A 23,731-nucleotide genomic window follows, 5' to 3' on the forward strand; every position below is an offset into this window, starting at 1 on the left:
CAACGATGCGTATTCTTCACATTTTGGACCACTCCATACCTTTACACAGCGGCTACACCTTTCGTACGCGCGCGATCCTCGAGCAGCAACGTGCTTTAGGTTTCGAGACCTTTCACATCACCTCCGCCAAACACAAGGCTTCGGACGTGCTTGTCGAGGAGGTCGACGGCCTCCGGTTTTTCCGTACGCCGCAACCCACCGGTTGGTATGCCGATTTGCCGCTGTTCAGGCAATTTGCGGTGGTCGACGGTCTCGCCAAACGTTTGGGCGAGGTCGTCGAAGAGATTCGGCCCGATATTCTCCATGCCCATTCGCCGGCTTTGAACGGACTTGCCGCGCTGCGCGTCGCCCAATGGTATTCGTTACCGGTAGTATACGAGTGCCGGGCGTTCTGGGAGGATGCTGCGGTCGACCACGGGACGAGCCGTGAAGGGGGGCTTCGATATCGGGCCACGAGAGCCCTGGAGACCTATGTGTTCAGGCGCGCCGGGGCCGTAACGACGATTTGCGAAGGCTTGAGGCGCGAGATCATCGGGCGCGGCATTTCGCCCGAAAAGGTAACCGTCATTCCCAATGCGGTCGATCTGTCCCGCTTTCAATATGATTGTTCTCCCGACGAATCCTTGCGCCAGGAACTGGGGCTGGAGGGCAAAATCGTTCTGGGCTTTATCGGTTCTTTCTATGCCTACGAAGGCTTGCCGCTACTGTTAAGCGCACTGCCGCGCATACTCGAGACCAAGCCGGACGTTCGCGTGTTGCTCGTCGGCGGCGGACCACAGGAGTCGATCGTCAAACGGACTGCCGAACAGCTCGGAGTCCGGCAGCAGGTGATTTTCGTCGGCCGTGTTTCTCACGACAAGGTGCAACGCTACTACGATCAGGTCGATATTTTCGTCTACCCGAGATATTCGATGCGTTTGACCGAACTGGTCACGCCGCTCAAACCGCTCGAAGCCATGGCACAAGGTCGTTTGGTTCTGGCTTCCGACGTCGGCGGTCACCGGGAATTGATCCGAGACAACGAGACCGGGTGGTTGTTCAGGTCCGGGGACATCGACGATTTGGCGCAGAAGGTGTTATCGATTCTCGATCGTCCGGAAAGTTGGCAGCCACTTAGGGAGACGGCTCGGCATTTTGTCGAAAACGAGCGGCAATGGAAACAAAGCGTTGCTGCTTATCAGCAGGTATATGGACAAGCGTTAAAAGCTCATTAAGAAACACCATGGACCAAACGCACCTTCGTATTGCCATGATCGGGCCATTGCCGCCCCCGGCCGGCGGGATGGCGGGCCAAACCGCACAACTGGCTCGGCTGCTGCGGCAGGAGGGCATCGTGGTCGAGGAGGTCGCGGTCAATGCGCCTTACTATCCCGCCTGGATAGGGCGAGTCCGTGGCGTGCGGGCACTTTTCCGCTTAGTCTCCTACGTCATTCGTCTTTGCCGCACGGCATCCAGGGTGGATCTTTTTCACGTCATGGCCAATTCGGGCTGGTCGTGGCATTTGTTCGCCGCTCCGGCGCTATGGATAGGCGGCTGGTACGGCAAGCCGGTCGTCGTCAATTATCGAGGCGGGCAGGCTGAGGAATTCTTCAAACGATCTTTCAACTGGGTACGTCCCGGCCTGGCAAAAGCGGCGAAAATCATCGTCCCTTCCGAGTTTCTTCAGCGTGTTTTCGGCGAATTCGGCGTCTCTTGCGAAATTGTCCCGAACATCGTCGACCGTAGCCGATTTTATCCCGGAACGCCGTCCGTAGATGAAAACCGGAATCGGTCGGTTCACGTTGTCGTGGCCCGCCACTTGGAACGGCTTTACGACAACGCGACGGCAATCGAGGCATTTGCCCAAATTCGGGAACACTATCCTGCCGCTCGAATGACGGTGGCCGGAACCGGTCCGGAGCGTGCCAACCTGGAGCAACTCGTGCGAAAGTTGGAGCTTGGAGATGCTGTCGGGTTCAGCGGAAATCTCGGCAGGGACGAAATCGCCGATCTTCTTCGAACAGCCGATTTGATGTTGAATCCGAGCCTCGCGGACAATATGCCGAATTCACTCCTCGAGGCCATGGCCTGCGGTGTTCCCATCGTCACCACCGATGTCGGCGGAATTCCGCTGATCGTGAAAAGCGAGGAAACGGCGCTGCTCGTGAAACCGGGACGAGCGAGAGACATGGCCGAAGCGGCGCTGCAGGTTTTGGATGATCAGCGACTTCGCTTGAAGCTCATCCGGAACGGGCTCAGGGATGCCGATGGATACAGTTGGCCTCGGATTCGTGAGTGCTGGCTAAGCACCTACCGGCAGCTTTGCAAGCCGTTGGGACTTGCCGGCCAATGACAGTTCCGTCGCCTTCGATGAGACCTTAATGCCGGAATGACATGCCATTAAGAGATATTTTCGTCACCGTCGTCGTCTTTGGCCTATTGCCGAGGATTTTGCTACGGCCCGATATCGGCATACTGCTGTGGTGTTGGCTTTCCTACATGAATCCGCACAAACTTTCATGGGAATTCGCCCACGATTTTCCGTTTGCGATGATCACGGCCATCGCGATCCTGTGTGGAGTACTGGCGTGGAAGGAGCCTAAAAAAATCCCGTGGAGTCCGGTCACGATCGTGCTCGTGCTTTTTATCGCATGGATGTTTGTAACCACGCTGTTTGCCATGAACCCCGATCCGGCTTGGCGACAATGGGACAAGGTCTGGAAAATTCAATTGATGACCTTCGTCGTCATAATGGTGATGACGACGAAGTGGCGTATCAACGCCATGATGTGGATTATTGCGCTTTCGCTCGGTTTCTACGGATTCAAGGGCGGGATTTTTACTGTTCTGACCGGCGGTGCTTATGCGGTGTATGGTCCGGAAGGCACATTTATTTATGGAAACAACGAGATCGGCCTGGCACTGATCATGACCGTGCCCTTGCTGCGTTACTTGCAATTGATTACACCTTATGCGTGGTTAAGGCACGGGTTAGGACTGACGATCGTGCTTTGCCTGATTTCTATCGTGGGTACGCAATCCCGGGGAGCGCTCGTCGGTTTGGCGGCGATGGTGTTGTTTTTGATCGCCAAGAGCCGCAAGAAAGGCCTTCTAATTGTGGTCATGGCGATCGCGATTCCGTCGATCGTTGCATTCATGCCGGATACTTGGCACGACCGGATGTCCACAATCAAGACGTATGAGCAAGATGCGTCTGCAATGGGGCGGATCAATGCGTGGTCTATGGCCTTTAATCTCGCCAAGGATCGTTTATTGGGCGGAGGGTACGAATGTTTCAATATCAGATTATCGTTCTTGCTTTATGCGCCGAATCCGCGTGATCGGCATGACGCCCATAGCATTTACTTCGAAATTCTGGGCGAGCATGGTTTTGTCGGCCTATTTTTGTTTTTGCTGGTGGGGTTTCTGGCGTGGCGCCTTGCATCATCGATTATCCGCGAAGCCAAGAGATCCGAAACGACCAAATGGTTGGCCGACTTGTGCTCCATGCTTCAAGTCAGCTTGATCGGCTATGCGGTGGCTGGTGCATTTTTGGGTTTGGCTTATTTCGACCTTTACTACAATTTGATAGCCATTATCGTCTTGTCCAAGCGACTGCTCTCGGAACAACTTGAAATTTCCGGCGACAGTCAAGAAGAAGCCAATAATCGCTTGGACCGCGAAACGCGGTCGTTCGTGCGTCGTCCGGTCAAAGCTCCGGTCACATAGGGAAATCGCAATAATAAACACACCATCGATGCTACCCATATGAAAAAGACGATCGGCTTTATGGCAGCCAGTGCTGGCGATTGGGGTGGTGCCAGCCGATACCTGTCGGTTCTCCTGAAAAGGATGAATCGCGAAATGTATAGACCGGTTGTGTTGTTTCAGAGAAAAGGTCCTTTTTTGGAGGAGCTCGATAAACTAGGGATTGAATACGTGATCTGGCCGGAACACGAATTCGAGAACATAGGACAGTATGGGATTTCCGTCTTAAGGTCGCTCAAACTTTTGAAACAAAAGAAAATCGATGCGATCCACATGAACTACTTCGGCTGGCGGCCGGCCGAGGTCATGGCGGCGCGGATGCTCGGCATACCTGTGATCGTGCATATGCATGTCGTTCTTCAGAGTCCGCCTCCCTATCTGAAATATGTTCATACGCTGATTGCCAACTCCGCCTACACCAGGGACCACTCATTTCCATCGATGCCCGCTTGCGACAAGCGGGTCGTATATTGTTCGGTCGAACTCGAACGCTACGACCGCGCGAGCGATATCCGCTCGGAACTCGGTTTAACACCGGAAAATGTTGTTGTCAGCTTCATCGGCCAGATTAAAAAAATAAAGGGAATCGAGCTGTTTATTCAGCTGGCGGATCGGCTCAGGCATAGCGGCGCATGGTTTTTGATAGCGGGGAAATGTCGTGATCCGGACTACCCGGAAGAGCAATTTCTTAGAGAGATTGCCGATAAGGGAAACATCAAATATTTAGGTTATCGGGGCGATATTCAGAATATTTACAAGACGTCCGATATCGTCGTTGTTCCGTCACAATGGGAGGAACCTTTCGGCCTGATCAACATTGAGGCCGGAGCCTGTCGAAAGCCCGTCATCGCTACGCGTGTGGGGGGCATCCCGGAAGTGATAAAGCACGGAGAAAACGGCTTTCTGGTGGAGAAGGATGATCTGGATAGCTTAGCCGAGTATACGGGACGGCTGATCGATGACAAGGCGCTTGGCATGAAGCTCGGGGACAACGGAAGAGGTAGGGTCGAAACGTATTTTACCGATGCGCCGATCAGGCAATTGGAGGGGATTTACAACGAGCTTATTGGTTCGCGGTAGTTCGGACGTCTCGGGTTTAGGACAAACTTTCGACAGGGGCGGGACGAGGCTCGTCAGAAGTTTCAGGAGAGCCGGGACCCGGGTCTGCCTGTGCTTCAATGCAATCGATAGCGTCCTGACGCGCGGGTCGAAACCGTATCTCTTCCTGCTGTCGGACACAGCAGGGTGAAATGCTGCCAATGGGAGGACGTCAGAAAATTTTACAGGGCAGGGGACGGTCGGCAGCCGTGCCCCGATGGTCTCAAAGTCTCTACGAATCAATGATCTACAGTCAAACCTTTATCAAACCTTTGGCCTTGCAAGTCTCGATCGGCGCGTAGAGTTTGGGCTCGCCGACGTTATTAAGTCGGCCCTTAAATTCCCGACACTCTGGACCCTTGAGGACCATGGCTTGGGCTGTGATCAGGTCCGTGGATTTAAGGGCCGGGTTAATAACCGCGAACAGCCGGGCTGCCAATAGAGCAGTCACATGCAATCGGAAGTCGCCCGAATCGCGAGCACACAAACCCTATTTTTGGGCAAGTCCCTTCAGATCGTCCGAAGACGCGTAAGCCTCTAATGCCATCGTGGCTGCTTTTTGACCGTTCATTTGACGGTCGGCATTGAGCCAGTCCTCCATGCGAGACTTGAGCCGTGAAGCGATGTCCGGATAAAGAGCCAACACATTCCGCCGACATTCGGGATCGGTTTCCATATCGTAAAGCTCGTATAACGGGCCCGTATCCAAGGGTCGGAAAGTGAGCTTCCAGCGTCCGTCGCGGATCATGCGGTCCTTTGCCCGTATGATGATACGCCGGTATTCGGAACGAATTCCAAGAGTGCCGGTGCTCTTATCCGGCACTTCGAGCAGTTCCATCAAGTTGGGATAAGCAAGATGGTTATCCGGCATGCCGGGAACCCGGGTCAACCAAATCCCGGTTTCATTGAACGCGGCAAGGCCTAGGTCTTTCGGATGTTCCTCGGCGTTCAGACAAGGCACCAGCGATTGGCCTTCCATCTCCGGATGAACCTTTTCTCCCGTCAATTCGAGCAGAGTCGGCGCGATGTCGACGGTTCGAACGATCTGGTCAACATGCCGGCGTTCCGCTATGCCCGGACCGACCATGACCAGGGGCACCCGGGCGCTTTCATCACCGATGGCCGAATTCCCCTGGCCCCAAGTTTCATGCTCGAAAAACTCGAAACCGTGGTCGCTGTAAATGACGATTATGGTGTTTTCGAGTAATCCGCAGGCGCTTAGATGACCGACAATATTTTCCACCTCGCGATCGAATGCTCGGACACAACCGTCGTATAGGTCAATAATCTGGTCCAAATGAAAGGCTTCCTTGGGATCAGCTTGGCGGCTTATGACGTCCCAAGGATCTGTAAGTCTAGCCATCACGAACTTGGAATCGCCTTCGTAGGCGGGGTTCGAGTAAAGCGTGTAGTAAGGATATTCGCAGCCGAAGGGAGGGTGGGTAGCGGCGATGAATACATTCAGGAAAAACGGCCGGTCATCTTGCGCAAGCCGATTCAACATCTTGCGCGCATCCCGTCCCACCTGATGATTCAAAGGGACGCCAGCCAGGTAGTAAATTTCGGGTAAAAAACGTTTGCCGAAGCGATTATGGCAAAAGAGTGATAGAAACAAGCGTAATTCTTTCGGCCCCTGGCGGAGCAGGAATTTGAGATTCCACTGATCTTCAGGTACTTCGGCCACATCGAAGCCATAGGGGAATTTTCCGAGGTCTGCCCCGCACCAATCGGCGACTGCAGCGGTTCGGTACCCGGCCTGCCTGAGAAGTTCCGGTAGACAGGGTACGGTAAGCCGCGTTTCCTCATCCGAAACGAAGTTATCCCGAACCCCGTGCGTGTGCGGCCAACAGCCCGTCAATAGCGAGGTAAGACTCGGAGCGGTACGCGCGCAGGGAACATAGCATGACGAGAACCAGGTTCCCCGCTGGGCAAGGCTATCGATGAAAGGGGTCAGATTCCGGGAATGGCCGAAAAGCCCCAAGCGGTCCGCACGTAGCGTATCCGATCCGATCATCAGAATGTTCGGACGGCCGTGAGACTGGCGGCATGCCGCCGGTGCGGGTTCGGGGAACGAGATGGCTATTATGGCGATCGCCGCCCATAGTGCGCTGAGCGAGGTGAGCACGAGCGCATCGCCGGTTCGTCCGTCGACCAGCAGCAGCCAATCGGCTTCGCCGAGTAACGACGCCGCGACGGTAATAAGGACCAAGCGGAGTAGGCGTATCCGCGAGGTATTGAGGATGCGCCACAGGCGAGCCAGCTTGCGGTAGCTGTAGTTGAATGAGGCAATCAAGGTGGCCGGCGAAAACCACAAGAGACGCAGAAAGCGGGCCCCCGTGATTACGCCAATGCCGGCGCTCACTGCGACAAAGCTTCCGACGATTCCGGGTGCCGTTCCGATGACAATACAGCCGGCGAGATAAAGCAGATGTCCCGAAAGCCCCAAGTAAAAGGCGATAAGCCAGACCCAAAAGGCGAGGCGTCCGAGACTATAGACGAAATATCCTCGAAAATGGGCCAGAACCTCGTCCCGAATTTGGGGGCCGGTTCGGTCCAGATGCATCAGGGAAATTACCGTCAGTAGCAGAGCAACTGCCGCGGCCACGATGAGGCTTGCAAGAGCGCCGTTTAGCAGAGCATGGACGAAGGCGGCAGATGGACTCATAAAAATAGCGTTAAAAAGCTAACCTCGAAAGATTCACGATGGCGGGCAGCCGAGAAAAAATGCTTGGCTGGTCCGATCGGGCGAAATAGCGATGCGCGTGATGTTCAACTGTGTTAATGCTGGAATGCCGGAGGTCTCGGGCGGGTCGCCTCTTGATCCAGAGCTGGCCGATGCGCCGGGAACCCACGGGATCACGCCGGATTGGGTAGATGCTCCGAACGATGTCTCACCGGAACATTACTGCGCATTTTTCGCCGAGAGCCACTGTTCCAACATCACCAAAACCCAAATCATGACGCCATAGTACGAGGGGAATTCTCGGTATTCGGCCAACAAGCTTTCGATGAACGCCGGTTTAATGTAACCGCGTTTCGAAAGACGGGATAAGGATTCGTGACTTATTTCCATCAACGGTTTGTATTCATTCATCCAGATTCCGAATGGAAGGCCAAAGCCGTGCTTGCTTTTCTTGATAATTTCTTGCGGCAGAAAATCCTTGAGAGCCTCCTTAAAAAGATAGCGAAGCTTGAGACCCTTGACTTTCAGACAGGAAGGCACTTCGGTGCTGAAGGCCACGAGATCGTCGTCAAGCATGGGATAACGGGCTTCGACACCGGCTAACTCGCACATCCGGTTGACTTTGCGGAGGTCATTATCGGCCAGTGTCAACTTCCAATCCATAAACAACATTCGATTAACCGAAGTGGCGGCCTCGGCGCGCCGGTACACCTCATCGGAGTTCATCGAAGGGGCTTCTATGTCGACGCTGGCCAGAAACTCTTCCGCAAAAATGTCGGCCAATGGAAAGCGATTGAGGAAATTATAGGTTTCCAAACGGCCCGGCAAGGGAATCCGGGCCTGACGAATATAGCTCTGTGCCTTGGCCACCGGTAGAATTTTGGCGCCCAACGGAAAACCGAATACCGCGGGCTCGATCATGGAGCGGCGAAGAGCGCCGGGCACCAGGTGATAAAACTCGAACACCTTCTGTTTTGCATACCGCACATTGCCGCCGAACAATTCGTCGCCGCCGTCCCCCGCCAGCAAGGTTTCGATGCCGTCCGCCCTGGCCTGTTTGGCGCAAAAAAAAGCGGCTACCGCAGAAGCATTGCCGAACGGTTCGTCGTAGGCCCGGGCAATTTGGGGAATCGCTTCCGCAACGTCTTGAGGTGTCATGTAATATTCGTGGGCGCGAAGCGAAAAGTGCTTTGCCGCGATACGGGCGAATTCGGTTTCATCGAAGCCATCGGCCTGGAAGCCGATGCTGTAGGTATCGACGGGTTCGCCGGCAATCTTGCGGAAAAGCCCGGAAACCGTGGAGCTGTCCGTTCCGCCGCTGAGAAAGGCGCCGGTTTTCGATCCGTCCAGCGACGACGACACCGCCGCAGTCAGCTTCTCGCGAAACGCCGTCGCGAGTTGCCCTACGGGAGTTTTATTTTCGGAAAATACCGGTTTCCAATAGAATGTCGCTTCGACGTTCCGATCTTTGAGCATCACGCACTGTCCGGGCAGCAACTTCTCTTGCCCGGCGAAGACGCTGCGAGGGCTCGGTACCATGTGGAAGTACAGGTAGTCGAAAATGGCCTGATTGTCGACCTGGCTGAGCGCATCCGGATGTACGGTAACGGAGCGAGCGTCCGATCCGAAGATCAATTGTCCATTGCGAGAACTGTAGTACAAAGGGGAAATGCCCATGCGATCGATGGCCAGCAGGGCGTTTCGCTTTTCGATGTCGACGATCGCCAGCGAGAACGAACCGTGGAGATGCTGTAAAAGTCCAGCGCCGTGTTTAGCATAGGCCTCGCAGAGCGCATAGGCATGATCGTGACGCTCGGCGGCACGGGCCAGATCGGGCAACGTCCAACGGGGGCGCCCGTGAAATACCGTAACGATTGATCCGTTCGTGTATGATCCGATTTGCGTGGGCAGGCCTAATGCGGCGAACCCACCCGCGGCATGCACGGTTTTTTTGGAGTTGTGAGTCGGATTGATGCACAATTGCCGGCTCATCTTCTCGAGTGTCTCCTCCATGTCCTGAGGAGGGAGACGATTGTTGATCCAACCGCAGATACCGCTCATAGTTGTTCTCTTTGCACTGAATAAAGTGGCGCAAAGTATAGAGGATAAGCACCCATTAAATTAATAGCGCGGCGCGGCGGGGAGCTCAGTAGTCGCGAATTTGAATCAGACAGTGAGCGTGCAATTCTGATATGAGCGATTATGCTTTTCAGAATGATCAGGCTCTCAATGGGCGGATTGGGCCGTCAAATCGACTGAGTGCAAAAATAACGTATGGATGAATTCTGGGATAAGGTCAGAAAAACGCTAAAGTTTTATCGTGACGGCTGGCTACGAAGAGGGCGCGGTTATTGGTGGGATCAGGCTAAACCCGCCGCCGAGCGGCCGATATTCATCGTCGGGTGCAGCCGCGCGGGAACTACGCTCGTCTATAAAACCTTTTCGGAGTGCCGAGCTTTGGGAAGCCTTCAGCGGGAAACCCACGATTTTTGGGCCGGACTGCATCCTCCTTCGGAAAGGAACTGGGACACCCATGCGATCTTTCCCGAGAGTGCGACGCCGGAAGAGCGGGATTTCATAACGCGCTTTTTTTTCGTCCATACGGGGAAACAGCGATTCGTCGACAAGAACAATCAAAACGGCCTTTCCATTCCATACCTGAAAGCGCTTTTTCCGGATGCTTATTTCATCTATGTGAAACGCAACCCCGGCGATAATATCCATTCCTTGATGGAGGGCTGGAAGCGATCCGATGAATTCGCGACATGGTCGGACTCGTTGCCGGCAGAGGTTGCCGTCGACGGTGGGGATTACGCGAGATGGTGCTTTTTTTTGGCCGACGGTTGGCGCGAACTCACGGAAGCGAGCCTGGAAGAGGTCTGCGCGTTCCAATATCGGGCGATGAACGAAGCGATACTGGACGCTAAGGCGGAAATTCCCGCCGAGCGATGGGTCGAGATCGTCTACGAAGATTTGCTTGAAGACCCGGTTGCGGGCTTCGCGTCTGCCTTCAAGCGTGCCGAGTTGCCGTTCGATGCCCACATGGAAAAGCATTGCGCCGGCGTATTGGCGAAACCGTACAACGCCTTTTCGGAAATCCGTGCCGAGAAATGGCGAGACAAGGGTAATCGCGATCGCATCGAGGCCGTCCTCCCGCGCGTGGCGGAAGTTACCGCCCGAATGGGCTATCGCGTGTGACCGTAGCGGCGGTGTCGTTGCTCTGGTTGATTGTCGGGGGCGGTGCGTTTCTTGCCGTCTACCGATCGACCCTGATCGCCTTATGGCGGGAGCCGGTGCTCCGCCATCCAGTGTTGATCATCGAGAGCGACGACTGGGGTCCGGCACCGGCCGTTCATGCCCAACGTCTGCGTCGCTTGATCGATATGCTCGGTGCGAAAAAAGACCGGAGGAATCGCCATCCGGTCATGACGCTGGGCGTCATTCTCGCAATCCCGGATGGTCCTCGCATTCAAGAGGGCGATTTCCGCGGCTATTGCCGTCTCCTCTTGTCGGAGCCACAGGCTGCGGAAGTCCTGGCGTCCATGAACGAAGGCGTCAACAAAGGCGTGTTTGCCTTGCAGTTGCACGGCATGGAACATTATTGGCCGAAAGCGTTGATGGCCTCGGTTTCCAACCCTGCGGTGCGCGACTGGCTTTCGGGTAAAGCCTGGCATCGGACGGAAGCCCTGCCATCACCTCTGCAGAGCCGTTGGATCGACGGAAGCGTTCAGCCCTCTTGTGCTTTGCCGGAAGACGATATCGCTTCGGCCGCCGGGGAAGAGGTGGACAAGTTTGGCGAAATCTTCGGTTCCCTGCCTCGGGTTGTCGTTCCGCCCACTTTTGTGTGGACCCGAGCCGTCGAGGATGCCTGGGTGAAGTCGGGCGTCAAAATCATCGTGACGCCGGGCACCTGCTACACCGGGCGCGAAACCGACGGCAAGCTTATCGGGACGGGGCAGCGGCTGTTGAACGGACAGCGAAGCCCCTCCGGAGCAATCTACATGGTACGCGATGTTTATTTCGAGCCTGCGAAAGGGCATGCCGCAGAGGATGCGTTGCAATCCCTGGAGCGAAAAATGCTTTTGGGGCGCCCGGCACTGGTCGAAACTCACCGATTCAATTTCACGGACGACGAGTTCGCCGAACGGTCTTTCAGCGAACTCGGAAAATTGCTGGATTCGGTCGTGCAGCGGTTTCCATCGATCATGTTCATGTCGACCGAAGAGCTTGCGATCGGCTTCGAAGACTGTGGTGCCGATTGGCTGGAAGATCGGCTGCTGAATCGGTTGACGGTTTATCTCCGGCGCTTGCGCGAAGTACCTAAATTGACCAAACTTGCATGGCTATCCGGCGTCGCCTTGCCGGTCATGCTACTCATGCTTGGCTGTAAGGGTTTGTTCCTGCTTAAACAAAAACAGAAAATTCAGCCCGAATTCGCTCCATGGACCTAGTTAAATTCTCGGTCGTCATTCCCGTCTACAACGGCGCCGGTACCTTGGCGAGAGCGATTGACTCGGTGTTGGCGCAGAGTCATCCCGCATACGAAATCATCGTCGTGGACGATGGGTCCACCGACGCTACCCGGGACGTCGCGCAGAGTTTCGGTGAAAAGGTGCGGTATTGCTACCAGCAAAACGCCGGAGTTTCGGCCGCCAGGAACGCCGGCGCAAACCTGGCGCGCGGCGATTGGCTCGCGTTTCTCGATGCCGACGATTACTACTACGAAGATCGCCTCCGTCCGCACGCCGAGTTCATCGCTGCCGACGGCGGCCTCGATTTTCTAACCGGTGATTTCGATTACCGAAGCCCGGACGGCGCTTTGATGCGGCGCTCCATGGACAGCACGCCTTTAGGGCAGAGCCTGCTGAAACGCGTCGAGGGAAGAGGGCGAGTGGTGATGGGGGAGGAGGATTTCGGCGAATTCATCGCCCGCCATTTCGGCGACACCCATACGCTGAGCGTGCCGCGAGCCACGTTTGGGGCGCTGGGCGGCTATTCGACGCGGTTCGCCGTCTGCGAGGACGTTCACTTTCTGATCCGGCTGTGTGCACGCAGCCGCCGCGCGGGCGTTATATGCGCGCCACTCGCCGCCTACGTCATTCACGAGGCCAGCGCGACCCGCTCCGATCCGCTGCGTGCGCAACAACAAACGCTCGAAGCGCTATGCAACCTGAGGTCCGAATTGCGGGTTCCGAACGAAACTCTCCGGCAAGGGCTTTCGGACGCCCTTCGGTCCGCCCGGCTGGATCTCGCTTCCGTGCTGTTGCGCCAGCGGCGCTCTATGGCGGCATTGAAGGCCGTGTTGCCCATGCTGGCGGAACAGCCGGGCTGGCGCTCGCTACGCGACACGCTTTCCGTGATCCGGGGCTGATTGGGCATGAGCAAGCGCATCCTGGTCATCAGCGAACTGTTCTTACCGACCAAAGGTGGTACCGCCGTCTGGTTCGACGAAGTTTATCGGCGCATCGGGGGCAAGGAGATCCATATCGTGACCGCCGATGTTCCGGGTGCCGCCGATCATGATGCAGGGCATCCGAACGCGGTTCACCGCATCAAACTCAGCCGCCACTGGTGGCTGCGGCCGGAATCGCTCGCCATGTACGCCAAATTCCTGGCGAAGAGCCTGTTTCTGGCCACGAGACACCGGTTCGACCGGGTCGATGCGGGACGCGTATTGCCGGAAGGTCTGATCGGCTGGATCGTTGCCCGGCTGATCCGGCGTCCCCTGGTGGTCTATGCTCACGGCGAAGAGATTACGACCTGGCGCCAGCCGGCCAAGTTTCGCGTGATGTGCTTCGTTTATCGGCATGCCGACAGGATCATCGCCAACAGCGAATTCACCCGGCAGGAGCTCGTAAAGCTGGGTGTCACGTCCGACAAGATATCCCTGATTTATCCCGGCGTGGATACAGACCGCTTCCGGCCGGGCCTCGACACCTCGGGATTGGGCGAACAAATCGGATTGAAGCCGGGAGAGCGGCTGATTCTTTCGGTGGGTCGGTTGAGCCGGCGGAAGGGTTTCGATCAGGTCATCCGATCCTTGCCGACTCTGGTTCGAAACGGCTTGGACGTCAAATACGCGATCATCGGGATCGGTGAAGATCAAAAGTATCTCGCCGAGTTGGCGAAAGAATGCGGGGTGCAGGAGCGGGTATTCCTGCTGGGACATGTTCCAAGCGAGGACCTGCCGCGCTGGTACAACCTGGCCGAGGTATTCGCCATGCCGAACCGGGAAATCAACGGCGATACCGAAGGATTCGGCATGGTATTCCTGGAAGCGGCGGCCTGCGGCAAACCGGCGATCGCGGGTGATGCCGGCGGCACTGGGTCCGCGGTACTACATGAAGTTACCGGGTTTAGAACCGACGGCAGCAGCGTGCAAGCTATATCGTCGATTTTAGGGCGCATTTTCCTGGACGCGGAACTAAGCACGAAGCTGGGCCGCAATGCGCATTTGAGGGCAAGGTCCGAATTCTGCTGGGAAAACATTTCGTTGAGAACGGCGGCACTCAATTGAGGCACGAACTTATGAACATATCCAAGCTATTTCTTAAAGAAACTCTGAATAAGCCCTCTCCCTCTGGGAGAGGGTTGGGAGAGGGCCTGTTAGATCAATCAGTTGCACAGGACGCTTCTCCGAGTTGGAGACTTAATCAGAGTCTTCTTAAAGTGAAGCGTTGTACTTTTTTAGTTGTTCTTTTTTTGTTTGGGAGCCACTTAGCACGTGCTGAACAGTTCGGCATAACGCTGACCGAACTCAAGCAAATGCCGGGCATGTGTCGTGCCTTATCCGAAAGTCACTATGCCGAAGACGCGAAAAGCCTACGCAATCCGAATTTGTATCCAGCCGGCTTTACCTCGATTCATCACTTCTGCGACGGTTTGAAATACCTGTTGAGAGCCGACAAGTCTATCGATGCGCAGTCGAAGGGGGGGCATCTGCAGGAAGCGATCGGAAACTTCGATTATGTGCTTGGTGCAAAAGAGCATAAAGCAGCATCGTCTACCCAGGTGAGAACCTATCATGCAATGACGCGCTTCTACAAGGCGGAAGCCCTTAGGCGCGCCGGAAAAACATCCGCGATGATTGCCGAATATATGAAGGTTACCGAGCTGAAGCCGAACTATCCCCATGCCTATGCACAGCTCTTTGATTATTACCTGAAGACCGGAGACCGGGCGGAAGCCGCCAAAGTGATCGAGATGGGTCTCAAGCACGCGCCCAAATCGAAAATGTTGCTTAAGCGCAAGGCAAAGCTGAGATAAGTTTTTACGGATCATTTGATGAGACAAGCCAAAAAAAATCTGTTTCAGTACCGCGAGCTGATACTTGCTCTGGCCTGGAAAAATATTTCCGTCCGTTACAAACAGGCTTATCTCGGATTGGCATGGGCCGTCCTGAAGCCGATCGTGCTGGTGGCAATATTTTCACTGGTCAGAAGCCTGGTTGGCATTCCCAGCGACGGGCTGCCTTATGCTGTAATGACCTTTGCCGCCTTGCTGCCCTGGATATTTTTTCAGGAATCGGCTTCGGAAGGCGTCGGCAGCGTGACGTCCAACGCCGCCTTGATCAAGAAGATTTATTTTCCGCGAGAAGTCTTTCCATTGACGGCGATGGTCACGAAGCTGGTCGAACTGACGGTCAGTTTCCTGATATTGGCGGCACTGATGGCGTATTACAAAGTCGTCCCGAATATACAGGCGCTATGGGTGCCCGTGATCATTCTTTATACGATGATTGTCGCGCTGACGATCAGTTTTTTTGGGGCTGCCTTGAACGTCTATTACCGGGACGTTTCTCAGGCCTTACCCGTCGCTCTGCAGCTTGCAATGTACGCGTCGCCGGTGATCTACCCGTTGAGCGTGGTTAAGGACAAGCTTCTTGTTAACCAGGCAGTGGGAGAATGGAGCGAACGGCTATATCTCCTCTACACCGCAAATCCTTTGGTCGGTATTATCGACAGCTTTCAGCGGGTGTTGCTCAAAGGGCTACCGCCGGATTTCGATGTTGTTATTCCAGGATTACTGCTGACATTCACGATACTTCCTTTCAGCTATCTTTATTTCAAGAAAGCCGAAGATTATTTTGCCGACGTTATTTGATTCCGCTCCCTCTAAAGCTAACAGAATTAACTTCACCATGCCGATTATTGAGGTCGATCACCTTAGCAAAGAATATCAGTTGGGCCAACTGGCTAGCCTTAAGGATTCTGCCGTAAATCTGGGCAGGCGGCTGATCGGCCAAAAGCCTCAACCCCGACAGAAATTCAAAGCGCTGGACGATGTCAGCTTCTCCATTGAGCAGGGCGAAGTGGTAGGTATTATCGGCCACAATGGAGCCGGAAAGAGCACGCTCCTCAAACACCTCGCGCAGATCACCAGACCGACTCGAGGTACGGTAACCGTGCGCGGTTCAGTGGCGCCGTTAATCGAAGTGGGTGCCGGATTCAACCCTGAGTTGACCGGCCGGGAAAACATTTTTCTGAATGCGTCGATACTCGGGATACCGAAGAGAGTTATCAAACAAAAGCTCGATGAAATCGTCAGTTTTGCAGAATTGGAGCAGTTTATCGATACGCCAGTAAAGCGCTACAGCTCGGGAATGGCGGTTCGCCTAGGGTTTTCGGTCGCAACGAGCATGGAGGCGGATATTTTAATCGTCGATGAAGTGCTAGCCGTAGGCGATATCGCATTTCAGCGAAAATGTATAGAGCGCATGGAGGATCTTATCAAGAACCAGGGTAAGACCGTTCTTATCGTGGGACATAATATTCGACAATTAGAACGAATGTGCTCAAGGATGATGTTATTACGGCACGGTCGATTGGAATTAGACGGCAATCCTGGAGATGTTTCAAAACTCTTCTTTGACGAGAGCACAAGTAGAAGCGAGGCACAGTTAAGGCAGAGAGCGCAACATGGATCTGGAGTAAACACCGATGAGGTGGAAATTCGAAAAATTGAATTGCTTTCGTGTCATAGGCACGATGGACAACAGAAAGTTGCGTTATTTTCGGATTTGAATTTTAGAATTACCCTTTATTGCAGCCACGACGTAAAGAACGTTGAGATTAATATCGGTATGCACAATGCTGAAATGATTTTTGTCACTAAAGCTAGTACGCTGATGCTTCCCGACCCGGTCGATCTCGCTGCCGGTGAGAACGTAATCGATGTTTCCGTGCCAAAGGTATCTCTGTCGCCCGGGCCTTATGGACTTGGACTGGGGATTTATGATTGGACCCGGCGTCCGTTGGGTGGGGGCACCAACCTGCTTACGCTGCATGTCGACGTCACGCCCGAAGAACTTCCCAAGTTGCCGGTCGGAACGCTGACTTATTTTCCAGCGGTCTGGAAGTTTTCCTCACCGGGTCTGGAGTATTGATGGATAACATAATGTTAATAATACTGCTAATTGCCGTTGGACTCCTTTTGGCGATTATCGTCGGGTTGAGCTTAAAGTTGCGGCAACTGTCGTGGACTCTAAATACTAAGCTAAATGATATTGATCGGGCGTTTGGACAAATCAGAAAGCAATTGGGGGCTTTGTCCACGTCGATAGAGAGCTCAGCGAACGAAACGCAAAATGCTGTTTACTTGTCGCAACTTGACCTCACCATGCCTGTGTTCATGGGCGGGTGGAGCATCGACACGTTCCTTGGCAAATTTCTGGTTCAACATGTGGTCGAATCTCGACCAAAAACTATACTGGAACTCGGTTCGGGGTCCTCTACCGTTCTTATTGCCCGTGCCCTTGAAATCGTTGGAATCCATGATTGTACGCATATCGCAGTTGATCATGAGCCGAAATACCTCGGAATCTCACGAGAGTATGCGAGATTAAATGGCTTGGAAGATCGTGTGACTTGGCTGGAGTGCCCGTTGCGGCACTATGATGAGTTCGACAAGCTTTGGTACGGCGGGCTGCTCGATCGATTGGAGGGGAAAAAAATCGATCTGCTTGCTATCGATGGTCCGCCTGGTCCTATCCAAAGACATTCTCGATATCCCGCACTTCCACTCCTTAAACGGTTTCTCGCTGAGCACTGCACGGTGATTTTGGACGACGCTGGTCGTGACGAAGAACAGGAAATTGTTCAGCGTTGGGGAAATGAAAATCCGGAATTCAAAGTTGATCTCTGGCCGAACGGACATGGTATAGCCATGCTGACACGCTAAGGATTATCTAAGTTAAATAGGAAGTATGTGGATGGATACAGTGAAAATGTCGACTTCAGTTTCGGCTAGAAAATCAGTATCTACGTTCTCGTGAAACTCGTTAGAGCCCTGATTTGGTGTATGTATGGCAGTTCATTGATTGCTATTCATCGAATACGTGATCGGTCGGGGTGGGCTTGGCTGCAGCCGTATTTCTTCTTAGATCCGGTGACTGTGTTGCGTTAGGTCCTGCGTTGGCAATTTAGATGGACGAAAAACTTAATATCGTAATGTTCTGGTTCATGAACGACTGGGGTAAGTTTGGCCGGGCATACGAAAATATTGCCGAGTCACTGTCGAAGAGATCAGATATAAAGCGGGTTATTTGTATACTACCTCCTCGACGTGTCGACCCTGGCGCTTACTCGTGGCCATTCGAAGTCAGCAAAGTTTCCTCTAAGTTAATTGTCTTTGCTCAAAAGGATCGAATTGTCCCGCTAGGCGGACGGCCTTATCGGCTTAGAAAATGGGTCAATGAATGTATTCCTTATGGATGTTTTAGGACGCTGATCAACTGGCTCGGGTTGGAACGCACGAACACCTTACTGTGGATATTTCCTCCACATCGACATATTGACTGGTTAATTGAAGAGATTCCGCATGGGAAACGTGTTGTACAAATTGTGGATAACAATACGTTCTTGGAGGAGAAGCCGGTCGAATATAGATCATATGCTGCAAAGCAATATGACGCCTTGGCTGGTTCAGCAGATCATGTGATTGTTTCGTCGGAGTTAAATTTCAGTCTCTTTGCAAGCAAGTGTAGAGCCTGCAGTCTATTCGAGAATGCTGTGGATGAAATGTTCCTGGCTCAGCCGTCGGAGCTGCCTTCGAGAAGTACCGGCAGTCGCCCGCGTGCGGGTTATGTTGGATGGATTACAGAACGTACAGATATCGAGCTTCTTATTTACGCGTCCGAAAAACTGCCAAGAATAGAGTTTTTGTTAGCGGGGCCGGTTGGGGATAATGTGGAAGAAGAAGTCCAGCGGCTGGGGGCGTTACCGAATGTTACGTTGCTGGGGCCGATAGCATATCGGGCTGTTCCTGACTTCCTTGCGTCACTAGACGTTTGTCTGATTCCTCACAAGGATAGCCAATATAGTAGAAGCATGAGTCCGCTAAAGTTATTCCAATATCTGGGGTCCGGCCGTCCGATTGTGAGTACGCGCGTTGCTGGAGTGGGTAGATGGGCCGAGCACGTACACATTGCGGAGAATGGTGAGGACTTTGTGAAAAAAATCGAAAAAGCGTTGGTGTGCGAGACTAGGGCGAGAGCGGAACAGCGTATCTTAGCCGCGCGGCAGGAGACGTGGGATGTCCGAGTCAATGAGATATTAGAGGCAATAACCTAATAACAAGCTAAATGGACTCAGCGGTGAAGTAAGTTAATGGTTGGAAAAGTATTTAGAATCCGCTGGGCTGTCGTATGGCAAAAAGAGGTCGATGAGGTCTCGTAAAACATAGGCGTCAATTCTCGGGGATCGTATTGATATGCAACAAAACGGCACATGATACCGAGGTTAGCGAGAAATATAGTTCGTGACGAAATCCTTCGGAGTATTGATTTTGCGAAAGCATAGAGACCCGAGTATTTCATTTCGGAAGGGTGGCATCAAATGGGCATTGTGAGCGCGGGAGGAATGGTGCAAAGCGATATTCGTTCGGCAACTGAGGAGCACATTGCCGTATTTAGTTCAATGGAAGACGTAGCGCCGCAAATTGAGGCCTTGGGTGAGCGATTGGTTGCCTGTATCCGTTCCGGCGGGAAAGTCCTTTTTTTCGGCAACGGCGGCAGCGCAGCGGACAGTCAGCATCTCGCCGCGGAGCTGGTCGGTCGGTTCGTGAGGGAGCGGCGTGGCCTGCCGGCGATTGCTCTCACTACCGACACTTCCATTCTGACGGCTGTTGGAAACGATTATGGTTTCGAGACCATTTTCGCCCGCCAGATCGAAGCGCTCTGTGGGCCGCAGGACATCGTCGTGTCGATCTCGACGTCCGGCAATAGCCCGAACGTGATAGCGGCCATCGAGCGCGCGAAAGAAATCGGGGCGTTCACCGCGGCGCTTACCGGCAAGGACGGAGGACGGGTCAAGGACATGGTGGACCTCTGCATCAGGGTGCCTTCTTCGGTGACGTCCCGCATACAGGAGGCGCATATTTTCATTGGTCATGTGCTGTGCGACTGGGTTGAAAGATCCGTTGTGGGAGATGGGGATGTTCGCGGATAGACAAGCCGTGTTGAATTGCATTGCCGGGGGATTCGGCGGGCGGAAGGCACTCGTGGTCGGCGACTTGATGCTTGATCGTCACGTCTGGGGTGACGTGCACCGGATTTCGCCCGAGGCCCCGGTTCCGGTGCTGAAGTTCTCGAAGCAGACCGAGAGCGGGGGTGGAGCGGCGAGCGTCGCTTCGAACCTGGCCGGGCTGAAATTGATGCCGAGCATCATCGGCCTGGTAGGAGCGGACGCGGAAGGCGCGCTCTTGCTGGAGATCATGAAAAAGTTCGGAATCCGGGTGGACGGCGTGGTTTCGACTGACGGCCGGCCCACGATTACCAAGACCCGACTGATCGGTGGTCATCAGCAAATGCTGCGCATCGACCGGGAGGAGGCGTCGGCAATGCCGGGTTCCTGCGAGGAGCGATTGACCGCTGCGCTGGAGGGCGCTTTCGCCGAGCGACCCGACGTCGTGATCATTTCCGACTACGCCAAGGGCGTGCTGACCGAAGGACTGTGTCAAAAGACGATCGCATGGGCGCGGGCGAGAGGATTGCCGGTTCTGGTCGATCCGAAGGGCGCCGATTACACGAAGTACCGTGGAGCGACCTGCATCACGCCGAATAAGCTTGAGCTGAGCGTAGCCACCGGCGTCGGCGCGCACACAATAGACGACCTGATTGAGGCCGGCAGGCGCCTGCGGGATCGCCTGCATCTGGATTTTCTGGTTCTGACGCGCGGGGAGCAGGGTATGACGCTCATCGAAAAGGATCGCGTCGTCCATATTCCGGCCGTGGCTCAGGACGTTTTCGACGTGACCGGAGCGGGGGATACCGTCATCGCGACCTTGGCGGCCGCTTTGTCCGCCGGGCTCGGGATCGAGGATTCGCTCCACCTGGCCAATACCGCTGCGGGTATCGTGGTCAGCAAGACCGGCGCCGTTCCGATTCATTCCGAAGAATTGCTGGATGCTGTCGACCTGGAGCAGATTCTGGAGCATCGCAGCAAGATCTCCGATTTGGACGTCTTGCTGAAACGAATACGGACGTGGAAAGAGCGAGGCGAGCGGGTGGTGTTTACCAATGGTTGTTTCGACTTGCTGCACGCGGGGCATGTAACCCTGCTCGAACGCGCCAAACGCGAAGGGGACCGTTTGATCGTCGGGTTGAATACGGACGATTCCGTGCGCCGGTTGAAGGGCGAGGAGCGCCCCATCGTTCGTCAGGAGGACAGGGCGCTTGTCTTGAGCGCGTTGGAGTCTATTGATGCCGTGATTTTGTTTGGCGAGGATACGCCCCTGGAATTGATCAAGGCAGTGCAGCCCGACGTTCTGGTGAAGGGCGGTGATTACTCGATCGATGAGGTCGTGGGAGCGAGCGAGGTGGAGTCGCGTGGAGGGAAAGTAGTCCTGATTCCGCTGGTCGATGGTAGAAGCAGCACCCGCACGATAGACCGTATTCGGACCCTCTCAGCGTGAGGCGGCCATTAGTCAGTATTGTCACGCCCGTCTACAATGGCGCAGCCTATATCGGGCGCGCCATAGAGTCGGCGCTGGCGCAGACCTATCCGAATTTCGAGCTCATCATCGTCAACGATGGTTCTCGGGACGAGAGCAGGGGGGCGATCGAAGCTTACCTGGATCGCCCGAATATTCGCTACTACGAACAAGCCAATGGAGGAGTGGCGGCGGCGCGAAACACGGCTTTACGCTTGGCGTCGGGTGAATTCATTGCTTTCCTCGATCAGGACGACGAATGGCTGCCCGGCAAACTGGCGCAGCAGGTCGATTACCTGCTGGCCAACGACAACCTGGCTTTGGTGCATGGATATCAAAGCTACATCAATCAAGCCGGAGAAGAATGCGGCAATCCGAAAGATTGGGTCGGGCCGCTGGAAGGGTTTTGTCTTCGCGAGCTGTTCAGCAGAAATCGAATCGCCATACTGACGGTGCTATTGCGCGGATCGTGCCTGGAGCGGGTCGGCGGATTCCAAGAGACCATACCCGGTGCCGATGACTACGAGCTTTGGCTCCGATTGGCTTTGCTCTATCCGTTTGGGTTTTTGCCGAACACATTCGCACGATATCGCCTTCACGAAACGAACGTCAGCCGAGATACATACCGAATGACCATGCTCGAGCTCGCGGCCCTGGAGTCTTTCCTGCGTAAACATTCCGAGGCTCGGCGCCTGGTTGGTTCGTCGCTGTTAGCTGAGCGCCTCGGATTGCTGAATTATCAGGCCGGCGGATGGCAAATCGCGAACAACCAGGATTTCGAATCGGCTAGAGCTTATTTTCGGAAGGCCGTTAAGTATCAGCCTACCAAGTGGCGCAATTGGCGGCGATTGGCTTGGAGCACGTTATCCCCGGCACAGCGGAGGGCACTGAGCTGGTACGGGGCTCGGCTCGGAGCCTGGCTGGGCGCGAAATCGTAGTTCATCCGCGTCATCAGTAAATGAATAGCACTTTCGTATGCGTATTTTGGTTCTCATGAATATGTATCCGCCGCATTCGGACGGCGGTTATCCGTTGCTCTGCCTGGAAACGGTGGAGGAGCTCAAAGCTCGGGGGCACGAAGTGCTCGTGCTGACGAGCACGATGGGCTTGAACGGAAGGCGGCGAATCGAGAAGGATGTTTGGCGGGTATTCGAGTACTGCCCGGACAATAAACGGAATGAGCCGTGGTCGTTCCGTTTGATCGATCTGCTTCGCTGGTATGTGCGCGAGCGGCGAGAGCAACGTTATCTGGATAAGGCCATCGCATCCTTCGAGCCCGACGCGGCTTTTGTCTGGGCGACCAAGGGTATGAGCTATGCCCTGGCGATTCGACTCATGGCGCAGGAATTTCCGCTGTTCGCGTACGTTTGCGGCTACTGGTTGATCGATCACAACAAGCGCGCACGAAAGCGCCGTCAGTATCAATTTTGGGCGTGGGGCGGGAGCGCGAGAGGAGTGCGTGGTGGCGTCAAGCGCATTCTGAAAGCTTTGTTGGCTAAAGGGCTCGGTTTGACGGTCGAGTTCGAGCCGTTGACATTCGATGGCGTGGCCTTCAACAACCCGGAAATGATTGCCGGTCTCGAGAGTCCTGCATGGAAACGCCCTCCCGTTCAAATTTACGACAGCACATCGGTCGATGATTTCGCCGGAATTTCCCGGAGCGGCGAAGAACGGCCCAAGCGTTTTCTTTTCGTCGGACGCTTTCACCCGAGTAAAGATCCGTTGATCTTGGTTAAGGCGTTGGAACTCCTTCAAAGTACATCGGCGGGCCACGATGCGGAGTTGACCTTAGTCGGTTGGCCGCATGACAAGTCCTACGTCGATCAGCTCGAGGATGCGATTCGGTCTCTGCCCAATCCGGACCGGGTCCGTTTTCGCGAGCCCGTCGCTTTTGGCGAGATGCCGGCACTTTTCGCCGACCATGACGTATTGGTGGTGCCGTCACAGGCCGATCCACTGCCGAGGATAGCCGCAGAAGCAATGGCTGCCGCTATGCCGGTTATCGTAAGCGACCGTTGCGGTATCAGCCGCTTACTTAAAGATCGTCAGGACGCTCTGATTTTTCCCACCGGAGACGAACAACAACTTGCCGAAGCCATGAAAGAACTTATGGAGAACTTGCCCCTTGTTCGGGATTTGTCGGAAAAAGGCCGTTGCCTGGCTGTCGACTATTTTTCCACGCAGCGGATGGTAAACGAGATCGAAAGGTTCCTCGTAGACGGAACACGTTCCGAAGAGCGCGCTGGACACCCATCTTTTGAAAGCGCGGCATAG

At 54.6% G+C, this 23,731-nt stretch carries 19 protein-coding genes; 17 read left to right on the plus strand and 2 right to left on the minus strand.

Annotation, left to right across the window (positions count from 1 at the left end; all coding sequences use genetic code 11):
- Positions 1-5: 5 nt before the first annotated feature.
- Genes sS8_RS02105 through sS8_RS02120 form a run of 4 tightly spaced genes read left to right on the plus strand, consistent with a single transcriptional unit; the run spans position 6 to position 4,827 of the window.
- Entirely contained in the window at positions 6-1,214 is a 1,209-nt protein-coding gene (locus sS8_RS02105) for a TIGR04063 family PEP-CTERM/XrtA system glycosyltransferase (RefSeq protein ID WP_119628213.1), read from the plus strand.
- Positions 1,215-1,222: 8 nt separating this feature from the next.
- Positions 1,223-2,332: a glycosyltransferase family 4 protein gene (locus sS8_RS02110; protein ID WP_119628214.1), complete on the plus strand. Its 1,110-nt coding sequence runs from the start codon at positions 1,223-1,225 to the stop codon at positions 2,330-2,332.
- A gap of 41 nt (positions 2,333-2,373) precedes the next feature.
- Positions 2,374-3,708: a putative O-glycosylation ligase, exosortase A system-associated gene (locus tag sS8_RS02115; protein ID WP_119628215.1), complete on the plus strand. Its 1,335-nt coding sequence runs from the start codon at positions 2,374-2,376 to the stop codon at positions 3,706-3,708.
- 39 nt (positions 3,709-3,747) lie between these two features.
- Positions 3,748-4,827, plus strand: coding sequence for a glycosyltransferase family 4 protein (locus tag sS8_RS02120; protein ID WP_119628216.1), 1,080 nt, complete (start codon positions 3,748-3,750; stop codon positions 4,825-4,827).
- Positions 4,828-5,335: 508 nt separating this feature from the next.
- Here sS8_RS02120 and sS8_RS02130 read toward each other — a convergent pair.
- Together sS8_RS02130 and sS8_RS02135 are read right to left on the minus strand one after the other, a co-directional pair.
- Positions 5,336-7,510: a sulfatase family protein gene (locus tag sS8_RS02130; RefSeq protein ID WP_119628218.1), complete on the minus strand. Its 2,175-nt coding sequence runs from the start codon at positions 7,508-7,510 to the stop codon at positions 5,336-5,338.
- A gap of 237 nt (positions 7,511-7,747) precedes the next feature.
- A complete protein-coding gene (locus tag sS8_RS02135; protein WP_119628219.1) occupies positions 7,748-9,589 on the minus strand; it encodes an asparagine synthetase B family protein in 1,842 nt (613 codons plus the stop codon).
- A 213-nt stretch (positions 9,590-9,802) separates the two neighbouring features.
- Here sS8_RS02135 and sS8_RS02140 point away from each other — a divergent pair, with 213 nt between their 5' ends.
- The 13 genes from sS8_RS02140 to sS8_RS02200 all read left to right on the plus strand — a co-directional run bounded on the left by sS8_RS02140 (position 9,803) and on the right by sS8_RS02200 (position 23,731).
- Entirely contained in the window at positions 9,803-10,726 is a 924-nt protein-coding gene (locus sS8_RS02140; protein WP_119628220.1) for a sulfotransferase family protein, read from the plus strand.
- Between the two features lie 17 nt (positions 10,727-10,743).
- Entirely contained in the window at positions 10,744-11,979 is a 1,236-nt protein-coding gene (locus tag sS8_RS02145) for a glycosyl hydrolase (RefSeq protein WP_145986383.1), read from the plus strand.
- Positions 11,970-12,899, plus strand: coding sequence for a glycosyltransferase (locus tag sS8_RS02150; RefSeq protein WP_119628222.1), 930 nt, complete (start codon positions 11,970-11,972; stop codon positions 12,897-12,899). Before sS8_RS02145 ends, sS8_RS02150 begins: the two co-directional genes overlap by 10 nt.
- Before the next feature lie 6 nt (positions 12,900-12,905).
- Positions 12,906-14,045 (plus strand): glycosyltransferase family 4 protein, encoded by a 1,140-nt coding sequence (locus tag sS8_RS02155; RefSeq protein WP_119628223.1) that lies wholly within the window; start codon positions 12,906-12,908, stop codon positions 14,043-14,045.
- Between the two features lie 11 nt (positions 14,046-14,056).
- Positions 14,057-14,794, plus strand: coding sequence for a tetratricopeptide repeat protein (locus sS8_RS02160; protein ID WP_145986384.1), 738 nt, complete (start codon positions 14,057-14,059; stop codon positions 14,792-14,794).
- 18 nt (positions 14,795-14,812) lie between these two features.
- A complete protein-coding gene (locus sS8_RS02165; RefSeq protein WP_119628225.1) occupies positions 14,813-15,631 on the plus strand; it encodes an ABC transporter permease in 819 nt (272 codons plus the stop codon).
- Positions 15,632-15,668: 37 nt separating this feature from the next.
- Positions 15,669-16,913, plus strand: a complete 1,245-nt coding sequence (locus tag sS8_RS02170; RefSeq protein ID WP_119628226.1) for an ABC transporter ATP-binding protein — start codon at positions 15,669-15,671, stop codon at positions 16,911-16,913.
- Between the two features lie 11 nt (positions 16,914-16,924).
- Positions 16,925-17,707 carry an O-methyltransferase gene (locus sS8_RS02175; RefSeq protein WP_170160914.1) on the plus strand — a complete coding sequence of 261 codons (783 nt, stop codon included), beginning with the start codon at positions 16,925-16,927 and terminating at the stop codon, positions 17,705-17,707.
- A 245-nt stretch (positions 17,708-17,952) separates the two neighbouring features.
- Positions 17,953-19,098, plus strand: coding sequence for a glycosyltransferase (locus tag sS8_RS02180; RefSeq protein ID WP_119628228.1), 1,146 nt, complete (start codon positions 17,953-17,955; stop codon positions 19,096-19,098).
- A 264-nt stretch (positions 19,099-19,362) separates the two neighbouring features.
- Positions 19,363-19,974 carry a D-sedoheptulose-7-phosphate isomerase gene (locus sS8_RS02185; protein ID WP_232020482.1) on the plus strand — a complete coding sequence of 204 codons (612 nt, stop codon included), beginning with the start codon at positions 19,363-19,365 and terminating at the stop codon, positions 19,972-19,974.
- Positions 19,961-21,439 carry a bifunctional D-glycero-beta-D-manno-heptose-7-phosphate kinase/D-glycero-beta-D-manno-heptose 1-phosphate adenylyltransferase HldE gene (hldE, locus tag sS8_RS02190; protein WP_119628229.1) on the plus strand — a complete coding sequence of 493 codons (1,479 nt, stop codon included), beginning with the start codon at positions 19,961-19,963 and terminating at the stop codon, positions 21,437-21,439. The genes sS8_RS02185 and hldE overlap by 14 nt, the downstream gene beginning before the upstream one ends.
- Positions 21,436-22,395 (plus strand): glycosyltransferase family 2 protein, encoded by a 960-nt coding sequence (locus sS8_RS02195; RefSeq protein ID WP_119628230.1) that lies wholly within the window; start codon positions 21,436-21,438, stop codon positions 22,393-22,395. Before hldE ends, sS8_RS02195 begins: the two co-directional genes overlap by 4 nt.
- A 55-nt stretch (positions 22,396-22,450) precedes the next feature.
- On the plus strand, positions 22,451-23,731 hold the full coding sequence (locus sS8_RS02200) for a glycosyltransferase family 4 protein (RefSeq protein WP_170160915.1): 1,281 nt from the start codon (positions 22,451-22,453) through the stop codon (positions 23,729-23,731).

This window comes from Methylocaldum marinum, assembly GCF_003584645.1.
GTDB classification, from domain to species: Bacteria; Pseudomonadota; Gammaproteobacteria; order Methylococcales; family Methylococcaceae; genus Methylocaldum; species Methylocaldum marinum.